The following is an 18,809-nucleotide window of genomic DNA, read 5'->3' as shown; positions in this document are numbered from 1 at the left end:
AAGGGCTAATTTCACTTTATGGAAGATAAAACGTCATTCGACTTGGTCGATTTCATACCCTACCTTTTGAATCAGGCGGCAGACATGACCAGTCGCCGGTTCGAGGCCTATTACAAATCAAAATACGGCATGTTGCGCACTGAATGGCGGGTGGTGTTTCATCTGGGCCGCTACGGCGAGATGACGGCCAAGGAAATCTGCGACCGCGCCCGCATACATAAAACCAAGGTCAGCCGCGCGGTGCGTGCGTTGGAAACCAAAAAGCATCTTAAACGCGCCCAATCCCCCGATGATCGCCGTCATGAGGTTTTGGGCCTGACCGCCTCAGGCAAGCGGGTTTTTCAAGACCTCTACCATGAGGCCGCACGGTTCGATGCAGAAATGATGTCGGAATTCACACAAAGTGAGCAGGCTGAGCTGCGCAAGTTCCTAACCAAAATCGCAGGGCTTTAGGCACCCAGATAGGCGCGTTCCAGAATTTGGCGGTCGCTTTTCAGCTGTGCAGGGCTGCCCTCGAACCTGATCTGACCTTGCGACAGCACATAGCAGCGGTCGGCAATGTCCAAGGCCAGCTGGGTGAATTGTTCAATGAGGAGGATGCCGATCCCCCTCGCCCGTAGGTCGCGGACCACGCCGATGAGCCGGTCGATGATCACAGGTGCCAGCCCAAGCGACATCTCGTCGATCAGCAGGAATTGCGGGCGCGAGACCAAGGCTTGCCCGATGGCGACCATCTGCTGTTGCCCGCCAGACAGAGAGCCCGCCGCCTGCCCCTTGATTGCGCGCAGTTCGGGGAAAATCTCGAAGGCGTTTTCGACCTCTGCCTGCCGGTCTGGCGGGGTCAGGGTTGGCCCCGCCGCGCGCAGATTGTCGATGACGCTGAGGCCGGCCAGGACCTGATGGCCTTCGGGCACGGCGGCGACGCCCGCGGCGCGGATTGCTTGCACCCCTGCTCCGTTGATGAATGTGTCATTAACCGCAACAGCACCCGAGGCCAGCGGCATGACGCCTGCGATGCCCAGCACCAGCTCGGACTTGCCGGCACCGTTAGGGCCAAGCAAGGCGACGATTTCGCCTTTGGCAAGTTCCAGTGACACGTCGCTGATCACGGTCCGGGCGCTGGATTTTATTGTGATGTTGCTGACCTTAAGCATGTCTTTCACCCTTTCACCGGCCCAGATAGGCGGTTTTCACGGCCTCATCCTGAAGCACGTCGCGTGTTGGCCCGAAGGCGATGAGCTTGCCGAAATCAAGCACGGCGGTGGATGTGCAGACGTCGCGGATCAGGTCAACATCATGGTCAACCATGATGATATGTGCCCCGAAGCGCGCCTTCACTTGCGTAATGATCCGCCGCAGGTCCAGCATCTCGGTTTCAGACAACCCTCCGCCCGGCTCATCGAGCAGTACGATCTTGGGCTGGCCAACCAGGCATTTCGCGATCTCGGTCATGCGTTTCTGGTAGGGGTTCAATTTCTCCCCGATGGTATCGGCGCAATCGGCGATCCCCACGAAATCAAGCGCGTGGTTGATCTGCGCCGCGCGGTCCTTGCTTTTGACCCCCTTGGCATCGCAGACCGCCTTGAGATGATCGGCGACCGTCAGGTCGTCAGCGATCTGTACCTTCTGAAACGACCGCGCGAGCCCCCAACAGGCCCGCTTATGCGGCGGCAAGGCCAGCAGGTTCATCCCGTCAATGACGATGTTTCCCTCTGCAATTGACGCAAAGCCCGAGAAGGCGTTGGTCATGGTCGTCTTGCCCGCGCCGCATGGTCCAATCAGCCCCACCACATCATCTGCAACGCTTAGTGTCAGGTGATCCAACGCGACCACGCCACCGTATTTCACGGTCAAGTTCTCGATATTGATCATGTCGGTTTCCTTTGCAGAGTGCCCATCAGCTGCCCGGCAATCCCACGCGGTGCCGTCATGATGGCGTGCAGAAGGGCGGCACCAAAGATGATCAGGGCAATGTCCGCGCTGACGCCGAAGTCGTTCAGAAGAGCAGGCAACAGCTTGTAAAGAATGCCGGCAATCACCGCACCGACCCAAGAATAGGCCCCGCCTACCACCGCCAAGGCGAAGAGCAGGATCCCTTCGGAGGCCAGGAACGAGCGCGCGTCCAACTGCCCCAGAGCGTTGCTGAGCAATGCACCCGCGACTCCGGCCAGCAGCCCGGACAGGGCGAAGGCCCAGATTTTGTAGAAGGTCACGTTGACGCCTGCGGCCATGGCATTGGCTTCCGACTGCCGGATCATCGCCCAGGCGCGGCCCGGTGCCGTGACGCGGTGCAGCGCGACGAGGCCGAAGCAAAGGCCCACTATCACTATGGTATAGCGCAGGTAGCCAGCGTCTGATTGCACCATGAGGGGCGACCGGATGTCAGCCGCTGATTGCCGGGCGACGCCCCAGAACCCCTCCCCGCCATTGGGGAATTGGAATGCGTTGAACAGGATCTGAAACGCGCCTGCCGCCATCAACGTGACCAGCGCCAGGTAGAGGCCGCGCATGCGCAAGGCAGGCAGCGCGAGGATGGCACCGATGATGGCTGTTGCGACGCCCGCGATTGCGACGATCAATATGACCGGCAGCGCGGTGCCGTAGTTCAGCCGCAGCGCGATCCAGCCGCCGACGCCGACAAGGGCGATCTGCGCCAGGTTGATCAAGCCAAGCTGCGCGAACAGGACCGAGATACCGGCAGCTGCCAGGGCAAAGATCGCAGCGGACGTCACCACCTTGACCCAAAGCGCTGACAGCACCAGCGGCAGCCCGAACAGGCAGAGCGCGAGAAAGATCAGTGGGGGGATGAGGGATTTGGACATCTCAGGCCTCCTTCGCAAAGGTGAGTTTCTGGCCGCGCTGCATCCACAGGATCACAAGCGCTGCAATGACGAAGGGGGCCATCGTGCGCAGCGGGGCGGCGGGTTTGTACAGCGTGAGCATGGATTCTGCGACACCGATGAACAGTCCACCCGCCAGCGTCATTGGCAGTGAATTCAACCGTCCGCAGATGGCCGCAGCCGTGGCCGGGATGACCATGAAGGTGATGACCGTCGGCTCGAGCCGCACAAGGCTGCCAAAGATCAGTCCTGTGAACCCAGCCAAAGCGCCTGAAATGCCCCAAGCCAGCGTTTCGGTTTTGACAATCGGAATGCCAAGCAATGCCGCGTGGTCACGATTGTCGGCCAGCGCGCGCATGTTCAGGCCAGTGTGGGACCGGCGCAGGTATTGCACCATAATGATGACCGCAGCGATGCTAACGGTGAAGGCGATGATCCGGGTCATCGTGACCCGCACGCCCAGAATGCTGATGGCGGCCTTGTCGCTGGGCAGCTCAATCTTTCGCAGCGCGTCTTCCCAGATGAAGCCGATCAGGCCTAGCAGGATCAACATATAACCAAGGGTCGCGATGGCTTTGACCGCAGGCTCGCGCCACGCCAGTGACGGGGCGATCAAACGACCATAGGCGACAGAAAGGGCGATGCCCGTGGCAACCGCAGCGATCCAAGAGATCACACCGGGCAGCCCCCAATCCGCGATCTGCCACGCAAACATCGCGCTGAAGGCCGCTATGGCCCCGTAGGCGAAATTCAACACGCCGGTCGAGTTGCGCAGGATCACCAGCCCAATGCCGCCAAGGGCGTAAAGTGACCCGACGGCCAGACCTGAAACAAGAAAGAGCCCGTAAACCATTGCTTCAATCCTTTGGAAAAAACCGGCAGGCAGGACTGGCCTGGCCACCGGCCAGGGAGGTTACTGCGTGATACCGAGTGCGGCTTCTTGCGCGCGGATCGGATCGAGGTAGCTGCTCTCAATGTCGTAGCAATCGCGGACCACTTCAAAGGCACCACCGGTGTAGGACACCATGCGTCCTGCGTGGTTTGGCATATGCCGGTCGGCATCGCCCACATAGTATGGCGCGCAAAGCAGATCGAATTCAGCGTTTGTAATCCCACGGATTGCGGCACTTACGGAAGCGCGGTCGATGCTGCTTGCGTCAAGCTCCAGCAGTGCCTCGACAAAGAACTTAGCCGAGATGTAGCCGGACTGGCTGAACGTATCGCGACGGTCGCCGTCTTGACCGTAAGCATCCATCACCTTGATCCAGTTCTGGTTGTCAGGGCCGTCACTGTCGAAGGGGGCCAGCTCGATATGGATATGCAGTATGGATATGCAGATTGTCGTTCCAATAGTCGCCCAGCACCTCGGCCACCCCCGGCTCATAGAGCGGGGTTGGCGAGACCCATTTGAACAGATCGCGACCGCCCTGTTCTTCGGCAACTTTCAGCAGCCCAATCGCGGGGCCAGCGGGCAGCATCAGTAGGATCGTGTCGACCCCTTCGGCAATCGCTTGCAGATAGACCGAATTCAGGTCGACCGCTGTGGGATCCATCAGGATCGACGTGCCGGTGAGCCCTTGGCTGGACATGTAGTCTTCCATCCAGTCGCAGGCCCAGCCGCCATTGTTGGGGATGTTGAACCCGATACAGGCCGCACTTGTCGTGCCCAGCTCTTCAACCGCGTAGGTCAGCGCGCCTATGCCCGAGGGCAATGGGCCCTGGTTGGTCGAGACGATATTCGTGGACTCGTAACATTCCGAGATCGCACAGCCCGAGGCCATGACCATCACGTCCTCGTCCTTATAGAGGCCGGCGTTCACGGCCATGGACACAACCGAGCCGTTCCCGACAAGCGCCACGACGCCCTCATCCTTGACCAGCTTGGTCGCGACCTGCCCGGCCAGCTCCGGGTTCCACTGGTCGTTCTCAACGATGTATTCGATGGGACGCCCATTGATGCCGCCGTTGGCGTTCACGCAGTCAAAATAGGCCGCTGCCGCATCCGTGCCGCCGGAAAAGTCACCGGGAGGGGCGTTGCCGTTGATGCCGCCGACTTTGATCGGATCGCCACTTGCGGCCTCGCCTGTGTTCAGACCGCACGTTGGGGCCTGGCCATCGGCAGCAGCGGTCGTGCCAGTCAGGGCAAGGCAAAGCGCCGCCGCCCCTGTGGTCAGGGTGAATTGCAGTTTCATTGGTCGTCTCCTGTTGGATATGTTGGGGCTTAGGACGTGCCGTCCATGACTTTGCCCATGTATTCTTCTTCGATGATCAGCCCGCCGTGTTCAGCGGCTTTGCCACGATCTTTTTCGGGCAGAAAATCCTGCAAGGGGGCGATGCGTTTCCAAGCCGGGAAGGGCTGTTTGCCTTCGGTATCGGGCACATAGATCGAATGATCTTCGACCCGTTTGTGCTTGTGGATCATCCGGGCGCAATTCTGGAACACGCGGGTCACATCGACCGTAGCGACCATGTTGCAGCCAGGGAAATGGGCCATCAGCTCGGGGTCTTTAGACAGTTTCGCATCACCCTGTACGCGAATGCGCCACGGGGTTTCAAAATCCATGAACAGCATGCCGACCTTGCTGGCCGCATCAATATTGCCCATCGAAAGCCACATCCCGTTGCCGTCGTAATTGGGGAAGACCAGTTTGCCGTCGCCCAGGTGTTTGACAAAGCCCACAGGCCCACCCTTGTAAGACACCGTCGGCTCGCCATCTGCGGTCACCGTAGACAGGAAAAAGTAGTCGCGGCTTTCAATATAGTCGATGTGGTAGTCTTCCAGCTCGTCGCGCACGATGGCTTGCACCACGGCATGGGACAGCTTGGTTGTGCCATTCTCATCCTGCAGCTTGCGCTGCGCGTCGGTGTAGAAATCGTCATGGGTCGGAATGGCTGGTGTTGGGTCTGACATGTTGACCTCCCTGAAAACATGTGCGGCCCCGCTGTCACGCGGGGCCACGGGGCTTTATTCTGCGGCTTCAGCCGGGGCGGAGGACATTTCAGTCACCTCTTCCCATCCAGATGCGTCGTCGAAATTCACCACCGCAGACTGCTTCTTGCGGTTGATCAGCAAACGCGTGCTGTCGCGTTTGGCGTAATGGCCCGCTGGGTCGGCTGCAGCCTTGGCGTAACCAATCATATGCAGATCAATGTCGGCATACATGATGCCCTCCTGGTCATGCGGGATATGTTCGGCCAATTCGGACCCGTCAGGGCCGAAGATGCGGGTATGACCACCACCGATGGGACACATGGCCTCCATCTCTTTATTCCCGTCGCACAGCTGGTCCTGAATTTCCTTGCTGACCAGCGCACATGGAGCAACCACGAAGCAGGACCCTTCGACTGCGTACAGCATTGAGGCACCGTTATTGACTTCCGGCCCAAGTGCGTAGGCCATGTCTTTGTAGAGGTGCAGGTTCGGCCAGGCGGCCACGTGGATCTGTTCGTTCTGGGCGTACATGGCGTATTTGGAAAGCGGCTGTAGGTGCTCCCAGCAGGCCAGCTGACCGACACGGCCGATGGATGTATCGACGACGTTCAGGTCAGACCCGTCGCCTTCGCCGTAAACCGTACGTTCCACATGGGTTGGCTTCAGCTTGCGGCGGCGGTTTATGACCTCGCCCGTTTCGTCAAAGTGCCATTGCGCAATGTAAAGTGAACCGCCGTCGCGTTCGGACACGCCAATGGACAACTGAATTTTGTTGTCGCGACAGGCTTTGGCGAGTTTTTGTTCATGCGTCGAGCCGGCCACAATGGAATTGTCAAAATAACGTCCGACAAATTGCATCTGCCACGCAACAGGGCCAAGCCAAATGTGGTTTGGATAGCCAGGCAGCCATGTTTCGCTGAACGCAACAAGGTTCGCGCCGTTCTTTGCGGCCTCTTCGATCAGTCCAACGGCCTTTTGAACGCCAGCGTCCAAATCCAAGAAGCAAGGGGCAGCCTGAACAGCTGCGACTTTTGATTGTGTCATGATTTCCTCCGGTAACTGAAGACAGGTTGACATAGTTACGAATGGGACCGCTTTTGGGTTTCGGCGGAAAAACTTGTGTTTTTGGGAAGTACCGGCATAGTTAGTTAACTTTGGGAATAGTGTTCATGGATATCCAAACACGCTACAATACGGACGACGTCGCACCGCAGGATCGCTTTGCGTATTGGCGAGAATCCGTATGTGACAGCTATGTGCAGCTTGGATGTGACACCGAAAATCGAAGCAATTTCCGGGGATTGATTGATATCGCGCGACACTCGGTGGTGTCGATATCAAAGGTTTCGGGCTTGTCGCATACGGTTGAGCGGCGCAAGCGCGATATCCGCGCGACCACGGACTCCTATTTCCTGTTGAGCCTGCAAACCGCCGAATCATCGCAGGTGACGCAGTTTGGCAAAACCGCCGTTTTGAACCCAGGCGATATGGCGCTGTATAGCAGTACAGACCCCTACACGCTGAAGCTGAGCGATGATTTTTCCAAAACTGTGGTGCAGCTTCCATCGGCAAAACTGATTGAGCGTTTGCCCAATGCCGAGATGCTAACGGCGCGCAAGATTGACGGCCAATCGGGCATCGGGAAACTAGTCCGCGAAAACATTCTGGCGTTTGCTGAACATGTGAATACGGCCAATCCCATGGTTCAGTCTTTGCTGCAGGACACGCTGATTGATCTGATTGCGACGGGGCTGGCGTCACATGGGGCCGATAAGATTGAGCTGTCATCGCCCGAACAACACGTCATGCTGCGCGCCAAATCATATATCAGGGCGCACCTTGGTGAGCCGGGCCTTGACCGCAATATGGTCGCTGCTCAAATCGGAATGTCCGTGCGTAGGCTCAATGACATCTTTTCAAAAGAAGACACCTCAATCAGCGCGTTTATTCGCAAGACGCGACTTGACGCCGTGGCCAGCGATCTGCGCGATGCACGGTTCCAGCGGCTTTCCATCAGCGAAATTGCGTTTCGGCATGGGTTTTCGAACTTGCAGAATTTTTCAACTATTTTCCGGACGCGTTTTGGGCAGAGCCCCAGAAGCTACCGCGCATAGTTCGGCAACACCGCTGAAACATATCCGTTTCTAAATGATAGCAGACCCAGAACAGCCAGGCAGATGCCAGGCTCTACTGATCTTTTGCTACTGAACTGGTCCCTAATACTATTTTGGAGGACGGGGGGCAGTGATAATCAATCAGCGATCAAGGCTCGAAGAGAATGCCACGAGGTCACGGTGAGTCAAAATTCTGATTGGGAACGGGACCCCGCACTGATAGCAATCAGATTGTTCGGGGTGACTGAAAAAACGTCTTTCTGCTTGAAGAAGTGGTACAGTCGAATAGGTGCACACCAGTTGAAGAAACCGAAGACTGAATAGCCCCTGGTTTCCCAAACACCAGCTTTTACAATTTGTAGAGACCGAAGAAAACTATCTCAGTTGGCCTGTACGGACGAGCAAAAAAAAAGAAACTTATCGCTAACTCAATGACATCACTTTCAGATCTTGTGATACCAGAAAGTCTGCTTCAGTTGCCTCGCGAACCCCTCCCACGCCAATCTCCATTGAATGCTCGACCAAAACCAGTCCTTGCGGTGAAACTTGAAAAACGGCCAAATCGGTGACGATCAGATCGACAGGACGCGTCGATGTGAGGGGAAGTTCACATGTCTGAACAATTTTCGATTGGCCTCGGTTGACGTGCTGCATGGCGACAACGACCTTTTTCGCACCCGTGGCAAGGTCCATGGCACCGCCCATTCCGGGTGTCAGTTTTCCCGGTATCATCCAATTCGCAAGAAGCCCCTTTGCATCAACTTCCAATCCACCAAGCACGGTCATGTCGATGTGTCCGCCTCGGATCAACCCAAAGCTCATGGCGCTGTCGATAGCAGCGGCACCGGGTACCGCAGTCACGAACCCGCCGCCTGCATCTGTCAGGTCCGGATCTTCCATGCCTTCCGGTGGACGCGCGCCGAGCCCTATCACTCCATTCTCTGATTGAAAGAAGACCCCCATCTCCGGCGGAACAAAAATTGCGACCAGGCTCGGCAAACCGATTCCGAGATTGACGAGAGTTGCTGGCGCAATTTCTTGCGCGACACGGCGAGCAATGCGTTCCTTTGGGTCCATCATAGAGCCCTTTCAACCAGGTGATCGACTAGGGTTGCTGGCGTGCGCACCGCGTCAGGCGAGATCATCCCAACCGGGACAATATGCTCTGGCTCAGCGATGACAATGTCACCTGCCATTGCCATGATTGGGTTGAAATTCTGTGCTGTCAGCGCGTATTCGAGGTTTCCAGCATAGTCAGATTGACGCGCTGCAATCAGCGCGAACTCAGCTCTGATGGGCTTTTCGACAAGAAAAGGCACACCATCGACCTCAAGAACTTCCTTTCCCTCAGCCACCGGAGTTCCGATGCCCGTTGGAGTGATGACCGCACCAAGACCAACCCCCGCGGCGCGGATGCACTCCACAAGCGTGCCTTGCGGGACGAGATCGACCGCGAGATCGCCTGCATTCATTTGCGCCTGTGTTTCAGGGTTCAGTCCGATATGGGACGCAATTACGCGTTCCAAACATCCCGCTGAGACCAATTTGCCGATGCCCTTTCCCGGCATGGCAGTGTCATTTGCCACAAGCGTCAGATTTCGTTTTCCTGCCGCAACGAGTGCTTTGATCAGTCGGTTGGGTGATCCCACACCCATGAAACCGCCCACCATAATGGTGGCCCCGTCAGGGATGAATTCGACTGCTTTGGCTGGCGTTATGGATCTTTTCATTGCGGGCATATGCACCTCGGCGTCAGATTCAAAGGCGGCAAGGTAGGGAGAGAACCTCGCCGCCAATTGAGCGCGTCATCGATCAAACAAGACCGGTGTTTCGCGCTTGTATATGCCGCTCTTGGGCACGTCACCGATCAGCCGACGCGCCTCAGCATGACCGGAAAAGACTGCGGCCTGAATGATGCCCGGCGCAAGGCAGTCACCGATGCCGGTGACTTTGCCCTCAAACGCGCTTTGCGCGCGCAGTTCTGACAGCAACGCATCATCCGGCAGCCGCGCCCCGACAGCGACCAGATGTGCGCCTTTGATCGGCGGCAATACCCGTCCGCTGTCCGAACGGGACACCTCAAGTGCGCCATCGTTCCAGCCATGAACAGTCGTGTTGGGGTGCATATGCACGCCAAGTTCAACCATCTCATCCAGCACACGGGGGCTTTCCAGGGTGTAGCCCATCCATTCGGCAATCGAGGGTAGCGGACATACCAGATGCACCTCATGCCCCTTGGCCGCCAAATGCCCTGCCAGGATGTTGCCCATATAGTAGTGATCGTCGTCATAGATCACGATAGGCCCGGAAATCTCGCCGCCGTTCATGATGTCGTCCGGCGTCAGCGCATGTTCAGCAAAACCTTCGATCGCACTGAAGGTCGTGGCACCAGCGCCATCGTTGCGCCATTTGGACCCTGTCGCGACGACGATGTTGTCCGCCTCGAAGTCGGCCACATCCGCGGCACCGATCTCACTTTCGGCATAAAGCGACACATTGCCCATCTGTTGCAGTTGGTACAGGCGATAATCCTTGACCCGCCCCCAGGCACTCAAACCTTTCAACGCGCTTTCCTTGATCACACGGCCACCAAATTCGGAGGCCTTCTCAGCAACCGTCACGTCATGGCCAGCCTTGGCCAGTGTCAATGCGCATTCAAGACCTGCAGGACCGGAGCCGATGATGAGCGTGTTTTCTTTCTTCGGCGCTGCCGGGATGTTCTCGGGGTGCCACCCACGACGCCATTCCTGACTGATCGTGGGGTTTTGTGTGCACATCAAGGGAACAGAATAGGCATCCGAGGACACACAAACATTGCAGCCGATACATTCACGAATGTCGTCGATGCGGCCTTCTTTGATCTTGTTGGGCAGGAAGGGGTCCGCAATCGATGGTCGCGACGCGCCAATCAGGTCAAAGACGCCCTTCTTGATGAGGCCTACCATCGCATCGGCGGAGGTATAGCGCCCTACCCCGACAACCGGTTTTGTGGTTACTTGCTTGACATAAGAAGTATATTTCTCCTGATGGCCTTCGTCGTCAAACCGAGACGTGCCACTGTCGCGCGGCCAGCCTGCGACGTTGACATCCCACAAATCGGGCACCTCGGCGAGGCTTTCGATCACCGCGCGCGCCTCGTTGTCGTAGGTCAGCGGGCTGCCGGATTTGAAGTCGTGGGCAGGAATACGCACCGCTACGGCCACATCGCCTGCTGCGGCTTCGACCGTGTCTTCCAATACCTCGCGGAACAGGCGCAGACGATTTTCAAATGACCCGCCGTATTCATCGGTGCGCTGGTTGTACATCGGATTGAGGAAGTGCCACACCAGTGACGCATCATGGGCCGCGTAAACATAGACCATATCATAGCCCGCCTGCTTGGCGCGATGCACCGCACGTTTGTGGCTGTCGCGGAACGCCTTGATGTCCTGCTTGTCCATCGCCTTGGACTGGATCGGGTTCTGCGGTTTCAAAATCCGCATCGACGATGGGCCAAGCACGGGCGTGCCGGTGTCCATGTTGCGCGCGCGGATGCCGGTGTGGGCCAATTCAATCGCCGTCAACGCACCATGCTTTTTGATCCGCTCGACCAGAAGCGCGTGGGACTTTACATCTGTGTCGTCCCAGAACTTCTCAATTGGCAGGTTGGAGATGTCAGAGGTTGGATCGATCTCTGCCAACTGCATCGACACAACGCCCCAGCCGCCCTCGGCTTTCATCTCGCGCATCCCGATGGACCCGTTGGGCATCAATGGATTGTGCCCCGTCGCATGTGGCACCGAGAAGAAACGGTTCGGCGCTGTAATCGGGCCGATCTGAACTTCCTCGAAAAGAATATCGTACCTTGCGTCGCGTTTTGGTGATCCGTCAGCCATATCAGTTCCCTCCTGCTTTAACCGTCCCATCCGCGATCCATCCATCAAAAACTTTTAGAACGGTATCGACAAACGCCTGATCGTTGATGTGACAGTCCAACTCGGTAAACAGTATCGGATCAGTCATCTGTTTGCGCATCTCGTCACAGAACTCCGCGAAAGCCTCCGGGTCGTGAGCTTCTTGCCCTTCGCGGTCCCATTCCTCAATCCCGCCGTTGGTCAGAATAACATGCGCAGGTGTGTCCGATGATTTCAGACGCTTCGCCATCTCACGTGCTGTTTCGCGGCGTTCCTCGGCATTAAGGCCAGAAGATTTGATCAGCCGGTTGTGGGCATGAAACGGGCGGTCCTGATATTGCGCCGGAATATCCTGCCAGCCTGCAAAATCAATCAAATCAAGACAGCCCGGTGCCACGATCTGCGGAATGCCGGCGGCACCCGCATTCATCATCCGGTCATCGCCGCCATTGATCACAGACCCTGCCAGAAGGTTGCCCAATTCCGGCAGGGCAAAGTCCATCACACAGGCAAACCGACCTTCGCGAGCGATGCTTTCATAGGCCATGCCACCCATGCCGGTTGCGTGAAAGATTGCGACTTCGAAGCCCCGTTTTTCCAATTCTGGCTTCAGCTTCTTCATGTATTTGAGGCATGAAGATCCCAACGATGTCATACCGACCATTGGGCGATCATTCGTTGGTCGTTCAACAGCGCGCGCAGCCCCGAGAACCGCACCTGCCGCTTGGCTTAGCGAAGATTTACAGACAGAGTTCAATCCATAGAGACCACCGGCCCAGAGGATCATCTGGATATCTGCTGACAAGCGCTGAGGTTCAATCAGGGGCGAGAAGGAAACCGTAGAAACTACGTATTTCGGCACACCCAGTGGCAAGGCCTGACAAATATCCAGTGCAGCATCCGTCCCCATCGTACCGCCTAGAATGACCACCCCGTCGAACTTGCCTTCCTCAAAAAGCTTACCTGCCAGCGTGCTGGCACCCTTTGCCATGATTTGCATCGCATGGTTCTCGTCACCACTGTCGATGGCGGCCTGAATCGAGCTTCCACCTGCCTCGGCCACATCATGCTTGGAATAGTCGGTAGGCTTTTCGGGGTCCCCCAGCACAGAGATATCCATGCTCAACGTGCCACCGCCGAGCGATTGCACCCGTTCCACCATATATTCCAGTTCGTCGTTTTTGGTGTCGTAAGTGCCGACCACCAGAATTGTTTTATCAGACATATGTTTCCTCCCTGTCGTATTCGATTATCCGCGCATGATTTCGCCTTTGGGGTCGTAGAACGGCCCAAGCTGCGCTTCGATTGGATACATTTTTCCGGCGATCTGAACCTCGAAGCCTCCTTCGTCGATCCAGGCCTTCGGCGCGCCGCCATCCTTTTCGATGGTGGCCAGACCGACCATAGCTTCCACCCGGAACCCCCAGTCGCCGGACGTCACATGGCCCACAATCTCGCCACCTTTCCAGATAGGTTCATTGTGGATCAGGTATGGCCCCTCCTCGGCAGTCAGACCGGGCACCCTGATGGACACCATGCGGTGTTTGTAGGCCGGCCCCTCATCCGCTTTTTGCTGTGCCAGACGCGCCTTTCCAAGGAAATCATCTTCCTTGTCCAGCTTCACGGCAAAGCCAAGGCCCGTCTCATAGGGTGTATCATCCTCGGCAATGTCATGGCCAAAGTGGCGGAAGCCCTTTTCGATGCGGCAGGCGTTCATCGCGAACATGCCCATGTGGCGCAGCCCATGGGGTTCGCCCGCCTCCAGCAGCGCTTCATAAACGCCTTGGGTGAACTCGGTGGGGAACATCATTTCGTACCCCAGTTCACCCAGGAAAGACCGGCGGATCACCCAGCCGCGGGCGTGGGCCACGTCCATTTCACGCGCTGCCCCGAACGGGAAAGCCTCGTTGGACACATCATCTGTGCTGAGCGATTGCAGAATCGCACGCGACTTGGGGCCGTGCAATGTCAGCAAGCAATAGCCCGAGGTCGCATCGAACACTTCGAAGTTCCAAGACGGGTCTGCATTGGATTTCAGCCAGAATTGGTCGCGCATCTGGCTGGGATGCCCGGTTACAACCATAAATGATTGCGGTGCGATACGGGTGACGGTCACATCCGCCTCAATCCCGCCATTTGTGTTCAGGAACTGGGTGTAGACCGAGGTCCCGACCTCAACGTCCATCTGAGCACCGCTCACATGATTCAGCGCCCGCACCGCATCCGGCCCCTGAACCAAAATTTTGGCGTACATGGATTGATCCAGCAGAACGGCATTGTCGCGCGCGGCCAGACATTCCTGTTTGACCCGCTCCGACCAAGGCTTCCACCGCAGCGACGGCGCATCCGACCAGGCGGGATTGTCGGCGTCATAATACATCGGCACTTCCCAGCCGATCCGTTCGGCCATGACAGCGCCTACCGCCTTGAACTCATTATGCAGGGGCACACGGCGCACACCGCGCGCGGAGTGAACCTGCCGCCCGGCCCAGGCGATGCCATAGTGGAACCCGACGCTTTCTGCCGCCCGTTCCTGATTGTAGCGCGTGTTGGCCTGAAACGGATGGGCGCGCACCGCCAGCAACGGTGCCATGGACCGTGACGGCATGCCGTCGATCATCCACTCAGCCATGGTCAGCCCCGTCCCGCCGGAATTGAGGATTCCGTTGGAATTCATGCCCGTTGCCAGAAACACCCCTTTGATATCCGGCACAGGCCCCATGTAGGGGCGGCCATCAGGAGTGAAACTTTCAGGACCGTTGAAGAACGTCTGGATGCCCATGTTTTCGAGCGATGGCATCCGCGCAAACATGCGCATCAAGTCCTCTTCGACATGCTCCATGTCAAAAGGCAGTTCGTCAAATTCGAAATCATCGGGGATCCCGTCCTTGGCCCAGGCCTTGCCCTGCGCCTCGAACCCGCCAATGAGGATCTTGCCTGCATCCTCTTTCCAGTAGTTCCGCTCTTCCATGATGTTGAGAATGGGCTGCGTTGACGGCAGGCCTTCCACCGGTTCGGTGACGACATAGAAATGCTCCGCCGCATGCAGCGGCACAGTGATCCCGTGCGATTTGCCGAACAGATGGGACCACATCCCGCCCGCTATCAGCACCTGCCCCGTAGCAATGGTGCCTTTGTCCGTGACAACGCCGACCACCTTACCGTCGCGGATTTCCAGCTTTTCGACCGTCGTTTCCTCAAAGACCTGAGCGCCTTTTTGACGCGCGCCCTTGGACAGCGCGATGGTGACATCCAGCGGGTTCACCTGACCGTTTGACGGCACGAAAAACCCTGACTGTACGTCGTCAATGACCAGTGCAGGCCAATGCTCTTTCACCTCTTCTGGCGATAGCATCCGACTGGGGATGCCCATACGGGCGGCATGGTCATGGGTGCGCAAAAGCTGTTCGTGACGAACATCGCTGAGCGAGATGTTGATCGTGCCGTTTTGTTTGTAACCTGTGCCCTGCCCCGTTTCCTCTTCCAGATCGCGGAATAGGCGCGCGGTATATTTGCCAAGCTCTGTTTGCGCTGTGCTGTCACGCAGCTGACCCACGATGCCCGCTGCATGCCACGTCGTGCCACTGGCAATCTTGCGCCGCTCAATCAGGACGGCAGGCACACCACGATGGGCCAAATGATACAACGTGGACATCCCGATGATGCCACCACCGATGATCACTGCAGGGGCGGTTTGGGGAAATGTCTTGCTCATGCTGCGGCCAGCCCCGCGTCGAGAGCGGACAGGATGTCCTTGACGTCCTCAGCCGTTAGCACAAGAGGTGGCGACAGGATCAGGTTTGGTCCGGACACCCGCACCATCACGCCATTTGCATGCGTCGTGTCAAAAACGGTCTTTGTCCGTGCAGCATCCAATGGCTTTTTGGTTTCTCGATCAGAAACAAGTTCTAGCGCGTTCATCAAACCTTCGCCGCCCCGAACGTCACCTACAATGCCATGTTTCTTTTTCAGGGCTTCAAGGCCCGCCATCATTTCGCGACCGCGCGCTGCGGCGTTCTCATTGACCTTTAGCCGCTGGGTTTCCTTGATGCAGGCAATTGCGGCAGCTGCGCCGACCGGATGGCCGGAATAGGTATAGCCGCTCGCGATATTCGCCTTGCCGGTTTCGTCCTGCTCAAAGGTCTCGGCGATATGGTCCGCGATCATCACGGCGCCAAATGGGAAGTACCCGTTGGTGATGGCTTTTGCCGTCACCGAAAAGTCCGGCTTCACCCCCCAATGCCGTGAGCCTGACCATGACCCGGTGCGTCCATAGGCGGTGATCACCTCATCCGCGATCAGCAAGATACCGTTGCGGTCACAGATTTCGCGCACACCCGGCATAAAGCTTTTGTGCGGCGGGATGACACCGCCTGCGCCGAGCACCGGTTCCATAATGAAGGCCGCGATCGTGCCTGCCCCTTGGAAAGCGATTTCATCCTCCAGCGCGGCAAGACACATCTGCGCAAGCTTCTCGGGATCTGTTTCATTGAATGGATTGCGATAGGTGTAAGGGGCGGGAATGTGAAAGCAGCCCGGCATAAGTGGTTCGTACTGAGTGCGGAAGTTGGCATTGCCGTTGACCGAGGCACCGCCCGTATGCGTGCCATGGTAGCCCTTTTTGAGGCTCAAGTATTTTGTGCGGCCGGCCTCACCACGGACCTTGTGAAATTGCCGCGCGAGGCGCAAAGCGATCTCAATTCCGTCCGAACCGCCGGAGGTAAAAAACGCACGGCTCAGTCCGTCAGGTTCGAAGAACTCACGCAGCATGAAGCTCAGCTCAATTACCGCATCATTGGACGTACCACGGAAGGTCGAATAGTACGGCAAATGTTCAAGTTGAGCCGCAATGGCTTCCTTAACCGGCGCACAAGAGTAGCCAAGGTTCACGTTCCAAAGACCGCCTACCGCATCAATCGTCTCACTCCCGTCCACATCAACGATACGAACACCTTTGCCACTAGTGATAATTTTCGGTGGGTTAGCCAGGCTGTCTGCAGGATGCGCCATAGGATGCCACATATGGCGCGCATTGTTCTCTTTCAGAAAATTGTCGTCCTTCATTTTTCTATCCTTTCATGCAGCCCCAATAGGCGTTCCGCCTCGGCGTAACTCTGTTGTGGGTTCAATACGTCAAAATGTACGGTGGCCATGCCTACAGCCCTTGCGCCAACGACGTTGCGCATTTGATCATCCACGAAAACACACTGATCAGCGCGCAGGTCGAAGTCCGCGATCAGATTGTGGTATGCCTCACGCACGGGCTTTAGCGTCTTGGTGTACGTAGCATCGTGTATGACGTCGATCTGAGGCAAGAATGTCAGCTTTTTTCGGAACTCTGTTCCATAGAACAGATCAAGCTCATTGGACAGAATGGCCACCAAGCATCCGGCATCTTTGGTGCGCGCCAGCGTTTCCAGAAACTCGGGGCGGATAACTTCATTTGGCACGTCGCCGCGTGCTGCGATCAGCAAATCTGACATTTTGGTCCAGTCCTGACCGACCAAACTTCCAGTTTCTTTCGAGCGCGTCAGCCAGTAGTCCCGCTCGGAAATCTCATCAGCTTGCATCGAAACCCACAGTGGATCTGTTTCCGGAGCGAACGGTCCTTTCCAGGTCAGTTGCCCGGGTACGAGACCAAGCGCTCGTTCTGTATTGGAGTGAGTTTCGAACAGCGTTTTTGAAATCACTCCACCGAAATCAAGAACAAGCGCTTTCATCGGTTCTTCATGGGGCATCTCAGCGCGCACCTTGGAAAAATGGAACGCTGATGCACCAAGATGCCTTCAAATTCGATTCGGGAATCGCTGTTCTTGAAGCGTGGTCGAACCCGCTCAAGAAGCAGTCGAACTTGAACGTGGGCATCTCAGGTAGGCCTGTTGCCCAAAAGAAAACAGCACGCTTTTCATATGGTTGCATGGCTTCTTGAATGCCTCCCCTATCCGTTCGATGCTCGTCATCTGTGACAACCGAACTGTCGATCTTTCCTCATTGTTGACAGATGTTAATTTCTAGATCAATGTATTTTACACCAACGGTGCTAATAGTGTACCAACTATAGGGAGAAGAATATGAAGAAGACGTTGATTGCCGGCGTTGCAGCGATCGCAACAATGCTGCCAGGCATTGCTGCCGCGGAGTATCCAGAGAAGCCGGTTGAGTTTGTTGTACCGTGGCCTCCGGGCGATGCTGAAGATGTCCTGACGCGGATGATCGCCGAAGACTTCCAGAACAAGTATGGCGTTCCTGCGGCTGTCGTGAACAAACCAGGTGGTGGCGGTGGTCCGTTCCCAGGAGCCGTTGAAGTCGCAAATGCACCGGCCGACGGTTACACAGTGGGCTCATTCATTTTGGCGGTCCCCGTGATTGGTCCAAACATCGGCATTCCAGAGCTGAACCCAAACCCGTTTGAACCCTTGGGCGCATTCCTCACTTACCCATTCGTCATCGTGTCCAGCAAGGACGCGCCTTACGCAAGCGTAGACGAGTTGGCGGCACATGCGCAGGACAATGACGTTGTCCTTGGCCACTTTGGTGCCCCGCTGATCCCGACAAAGGTCACGTTCGCACTGGCCCAGCAAAAAGGCTTTTCGTTTGCTGCAGACGCCGCGTTCGACATCCTAGACTGCAACTCACTGGCTTCTGGTGACGTCGATGTCATGAACACAACACTGCAGCTGGTTCTGCCGTGCTTGGACAAGATCAACGTTTTGGCCTCCATTGGCGGCGAGCGGATTGGTCTGACACCAGACACGCCAACAGTTGGCGAACTGGACCCCAGCTTGTCCCTCGCACTCTGGAACGGCTTGTTCGTCCACAAGGATACCCCCGCCGATGTGCGCGAAAAGATCATCGCAGTCGCTGAAGAAACGATGGCATCTGAACGTGCACAGGACTTTATGGCGAAAACTGGTGCCTTGGTTTACTGGCAAAACGCCGAAGATACGGCGGCCCAGATCGAAGCCGATGCGGAAGCTCTGGCAAAGATCAACGCAATGCTCGAGTGATCTCGATCACATGTAAGGAAATG

The 18,809-nt window shown here is 56.9% G+C and carries 18 protein-coding genes; 3 read left to right on the top strand and 15 right to left on the bottom strand.

Annotation, left to right across the window (positions count from 1 at the left end; all coding sequences use genetic code 11):
* Positions 1 to 84 precede the first annotated feature (84 nt).
* On the top strand, positions 85 to 453 hold the full coding sequence (locus tag AABB31_RS01250; RefSeq protein WP_373634724.1) for a MarR family winged helix-turn-helix transcriptional regulator: 369 nt from the start codon (positions 85 to 87) through the stop codon (positions 451 to 453).
* On the opposite strand, the gene AABB31_RS01245 is transcribed toward AABB31_RS01250, so the two are convergent.
* Genes AABB31_RS01245 through AABB31_RS01210 form a run of 8 tightly spaced genes read right to left on the bottom strand, consistent with a single transcriptional unit; the run spans position 450 to position 6,816 of the window.
* Positions 450 to 1,154, bottom strand: coding sequence for an ABC transporter ATP-binding protein (locus AABB31_RS01245; protein ID WP_342074971.1), 705 nt, complete (start codon positions 1,152 to 1,154; stop codon positions 450 to 452). The two genes, AABB31_RS01250 and AABB31_RS01245, sit on opposite strands and share 4 nt — an antisense overlap.
* 13 nt (positions 1,155 to 1,167) lie before the next feature.
* Positions 1,168 to 1,872 carry an ATP-binding cassette domain-containing protein gene (locus tag AABB31_RS01240; RefSeq protein WP_342074972.1) on the bottom strand — a complete coding sequence of 235 codons (705 nt, stop codon included), beginning with the start codon at positions 1,870 to 1,872 and terminating at the stop codon, positions 1,168 to 1,170.
* Positions 1,869 to 2,822 (bottom strand): branched-chain amino acid ABC transporter permease, encoded by a 954-nt coding sequence (locus AABB31_RS01235; RefSeq protein WP_342074973.1) that lies wholly within the window; start codon positions 2,820 to 2,822, stop codon positions 1,869 to 1,871. The genes AABB31_RS01240 and AABB31_RS01235 overlap by 4 nt, the downstream gene beginning before the upstream one ends.
* Before the next feature lies 1 nt (position 2,823).
* Entirely contained in the window at positions 2,824 to 3,693 is an 870-nt protein-coding gene (locus tag AABB31_RS01230) for a branched-chain amino acid ABC transporter permease (RefSeq protein WP_342074974.1), read from the bottom strand.
* Positions 3,694 to 3,753: 60 nt separating this feature from the next.
* The gene (locus AABB31_RS01225) at positions 3,754 to 4,095 is read right to left on the bottom strand and encodes a hypothetical protein (protein ID WP_342074975.1); all 342 of its coding nucleotides are present in this window, start codon (positions 4,093 to 4,095) and stop codon (positions 3,754 to 3,756) included.
* A 31-nt stretch (positions 4,096 to 4,126) separates the two neighbouring features.
* Positions 4,127 to 5,032 carry an ABC transporter substrate-binding protein gene (locus AABB31_RS01220; RefSeq protein WP_342074976.1) on the bottom strand — a complete coding sequence of 302 codons (906 nt, stop codon included), beginning with the start codon at positions 5,030 to 5,032 and terminating at the stop codon, positions 4,127 to 4,129.
* Positions 5,033 to 5,061: 29 nt separating this feature from the next.
* A complete protein-coding gene (locus AABB31_RS01215) occupies positions 5,062 to 5,751 on the bottom strand; it encodes a pyridoxamine 5'-phosphate oxidase family protein (RefSeq protein WP_373634723.1) in 690 nt (229 codons plus the stop codon).
* A gap of 54 nt (positions 5,752 to 5,805) precedes the next feature.
* Positions 5,806 to 6,816: a carbon-nitrogen hydrolase family protein gene (locus AABB31_RS01210; protein ID WP_342074978.1), complete on the bottom strand. Its 1,011-nt coding sequence runs from the start codon at positions 6,814 to 6,816 to the stop codon at positions 5,806 to 5,808.
* 125 nt (positions 6,817 to 6,941) lie between these two features.
* Here AABB31_RS01210 and AABB31_RS01205 point away from each other — a divergent pair, with 125 nt between their 5' ends.
* Entirely contained in the window at positions 6,942 to 7,886 is a 945-nt protein-coding gene (locus tag AABB31_RS01205; RefSeq protein WP_342074979.1) for a helix-turn-helix domain-containing protein, read from the top strand.
* Between the two features lie 423 nt (positions 7,887 to 8,309).
* Here AABB31_RS01205 and AABB31_RS01200 read toward each other — a convergent pair whose 3' ends face one another.
* The 7 genes from AABB31_RS01200 to AABB31_RS01170 form a co-directional block, all read right to left on the bottom strand.
* Entirely contained in the window at positions 8,310 to 8,963 is a 654-nt protein-coding gene (locus AABB31_RS01200; protein WP_342075170.1) for a 3-oxoacid CoA-transferase subunit B, read from the bottom strand.
* Positions 8,963 to 9,616 carry a 3-oxoacid CoA-transferase subunit A gene (locus AABB31_RS01195; RefSeq protein ID WP_342075171.1) on the bottom strand — a complete coding sequence of 218 codons (654 nt, stop codon included), beginning with the start codon at positions 9,614 to 9,616 and terminating at the stop codon, positions 8,963 to 8,965. The genes AABB31_RS01200 and AABB31_RS01195 overlap by 1 nt, the downstream gene beginning before the upstream one ends.
* Before the next feature lie 75 nt (positions 9,617 to 9,691).
* Positions 9,692 to 11,761 (bottom strand): FAD-dependent oxidoreductase, encoded by a 2,070-nt coding sequence (locus AABB31_RS01190; RefSeq protein ID WP_342074980.1) that lies wholly within the window; start codon positions 11,759 to 11,761, stop codon positions 9,692 to 9,694.
* A 1-nt stretch (position 11,762) separates the two neighbouring features.
* Complete coding sequence (locus AABB31_RS01185) at positions 11,763 to 13,004, bottom strand: Tm-1-like ATP-binding domain-containing protein (protein ID WP_342074981.1); 1,242 nt, start codon at positions 13,002 to 13,004, stop codon at positions 11,763 to 11,765.
* A 24-nt stretch (positions 13,005 to 13,028) separates the two neighbouring features.
* Positions 13,029 to 15,494: an FAD-dependent oxidoreductase gene (locus AABB31_RS01180; protein ID WP_342074982.1), complete on the bottom strand. Its 2,466-nt coding sequence runs from the start codon at positions 15,492 to 15,494 to the stop codon at positions 13,029 to 13,031.
* Positions 15,491 to 16,843 (bottom strand): aminotransferase class III-fold pyridoxal phosphate-dependent enzyme, encoded by a 1,353-nt coding sequence (locus AABB31_RS01175; RefSeq protein ID WP_373634722.1) that lies wholly within the window; start codon positions 16,841 to 16,843, stop codon positions 15,491 to 15,493. Before AABB31_RS01175 ends, AABB31_RS01180 begins: the two co-directional genes overlap by 4 nt.
* Positions 16,840 to 17,517: an HAD-IA family hydrolase gene (locus AABB31_RS01170; protein WP_342074983.1), complete on the bottom strand. Its 678-nt coding sequence runs from the start codon at positions 17,515 to 17,517 to the stop codon at positions 16,840 to 16,842. The genes AABB31_RS01175 and AABB31_RS01170 overlap by 4 nt, the downstream gene beginning before the upstream one ends.
* Positions 17,518 to 17,850: 333 nt before the next feature.
* On the opposite strand from AABB31_RS01170, the gene AABB31_RS01165 reads away from it, so the two are divergent.
* Positions 17,851 to 18,786: a tripartite tricarboxylate transporter substrate binding protein gene (locus AABB31_RS01165; RefSeq protein ID WP_342074984.1), complete on the top strand. Its 936-nt coding sequence runs from the start codon at positions 17,851 to 17,853 to the stop codon at positions 18,784 to 18,786.
* Positions 18,787 to 18,809 lie beyond the last annotated feature (23 nt).

The sequence above is a fragment of the Yoonia sp. SS1-5 genome (genome assembly GCF_038443705.2).
Classification (GTDB): Bacteria; Pseudomonadota; Alphaproteobacteria; order Rhodobacterales; family Rhodobacteraceae; genus Yoonia; species Yoonia rhodophyticola.
Note: the sequence above shows the minus strand (reverse complement) of the source record. Positions and strands in the feature narration are given on the sequence as shown.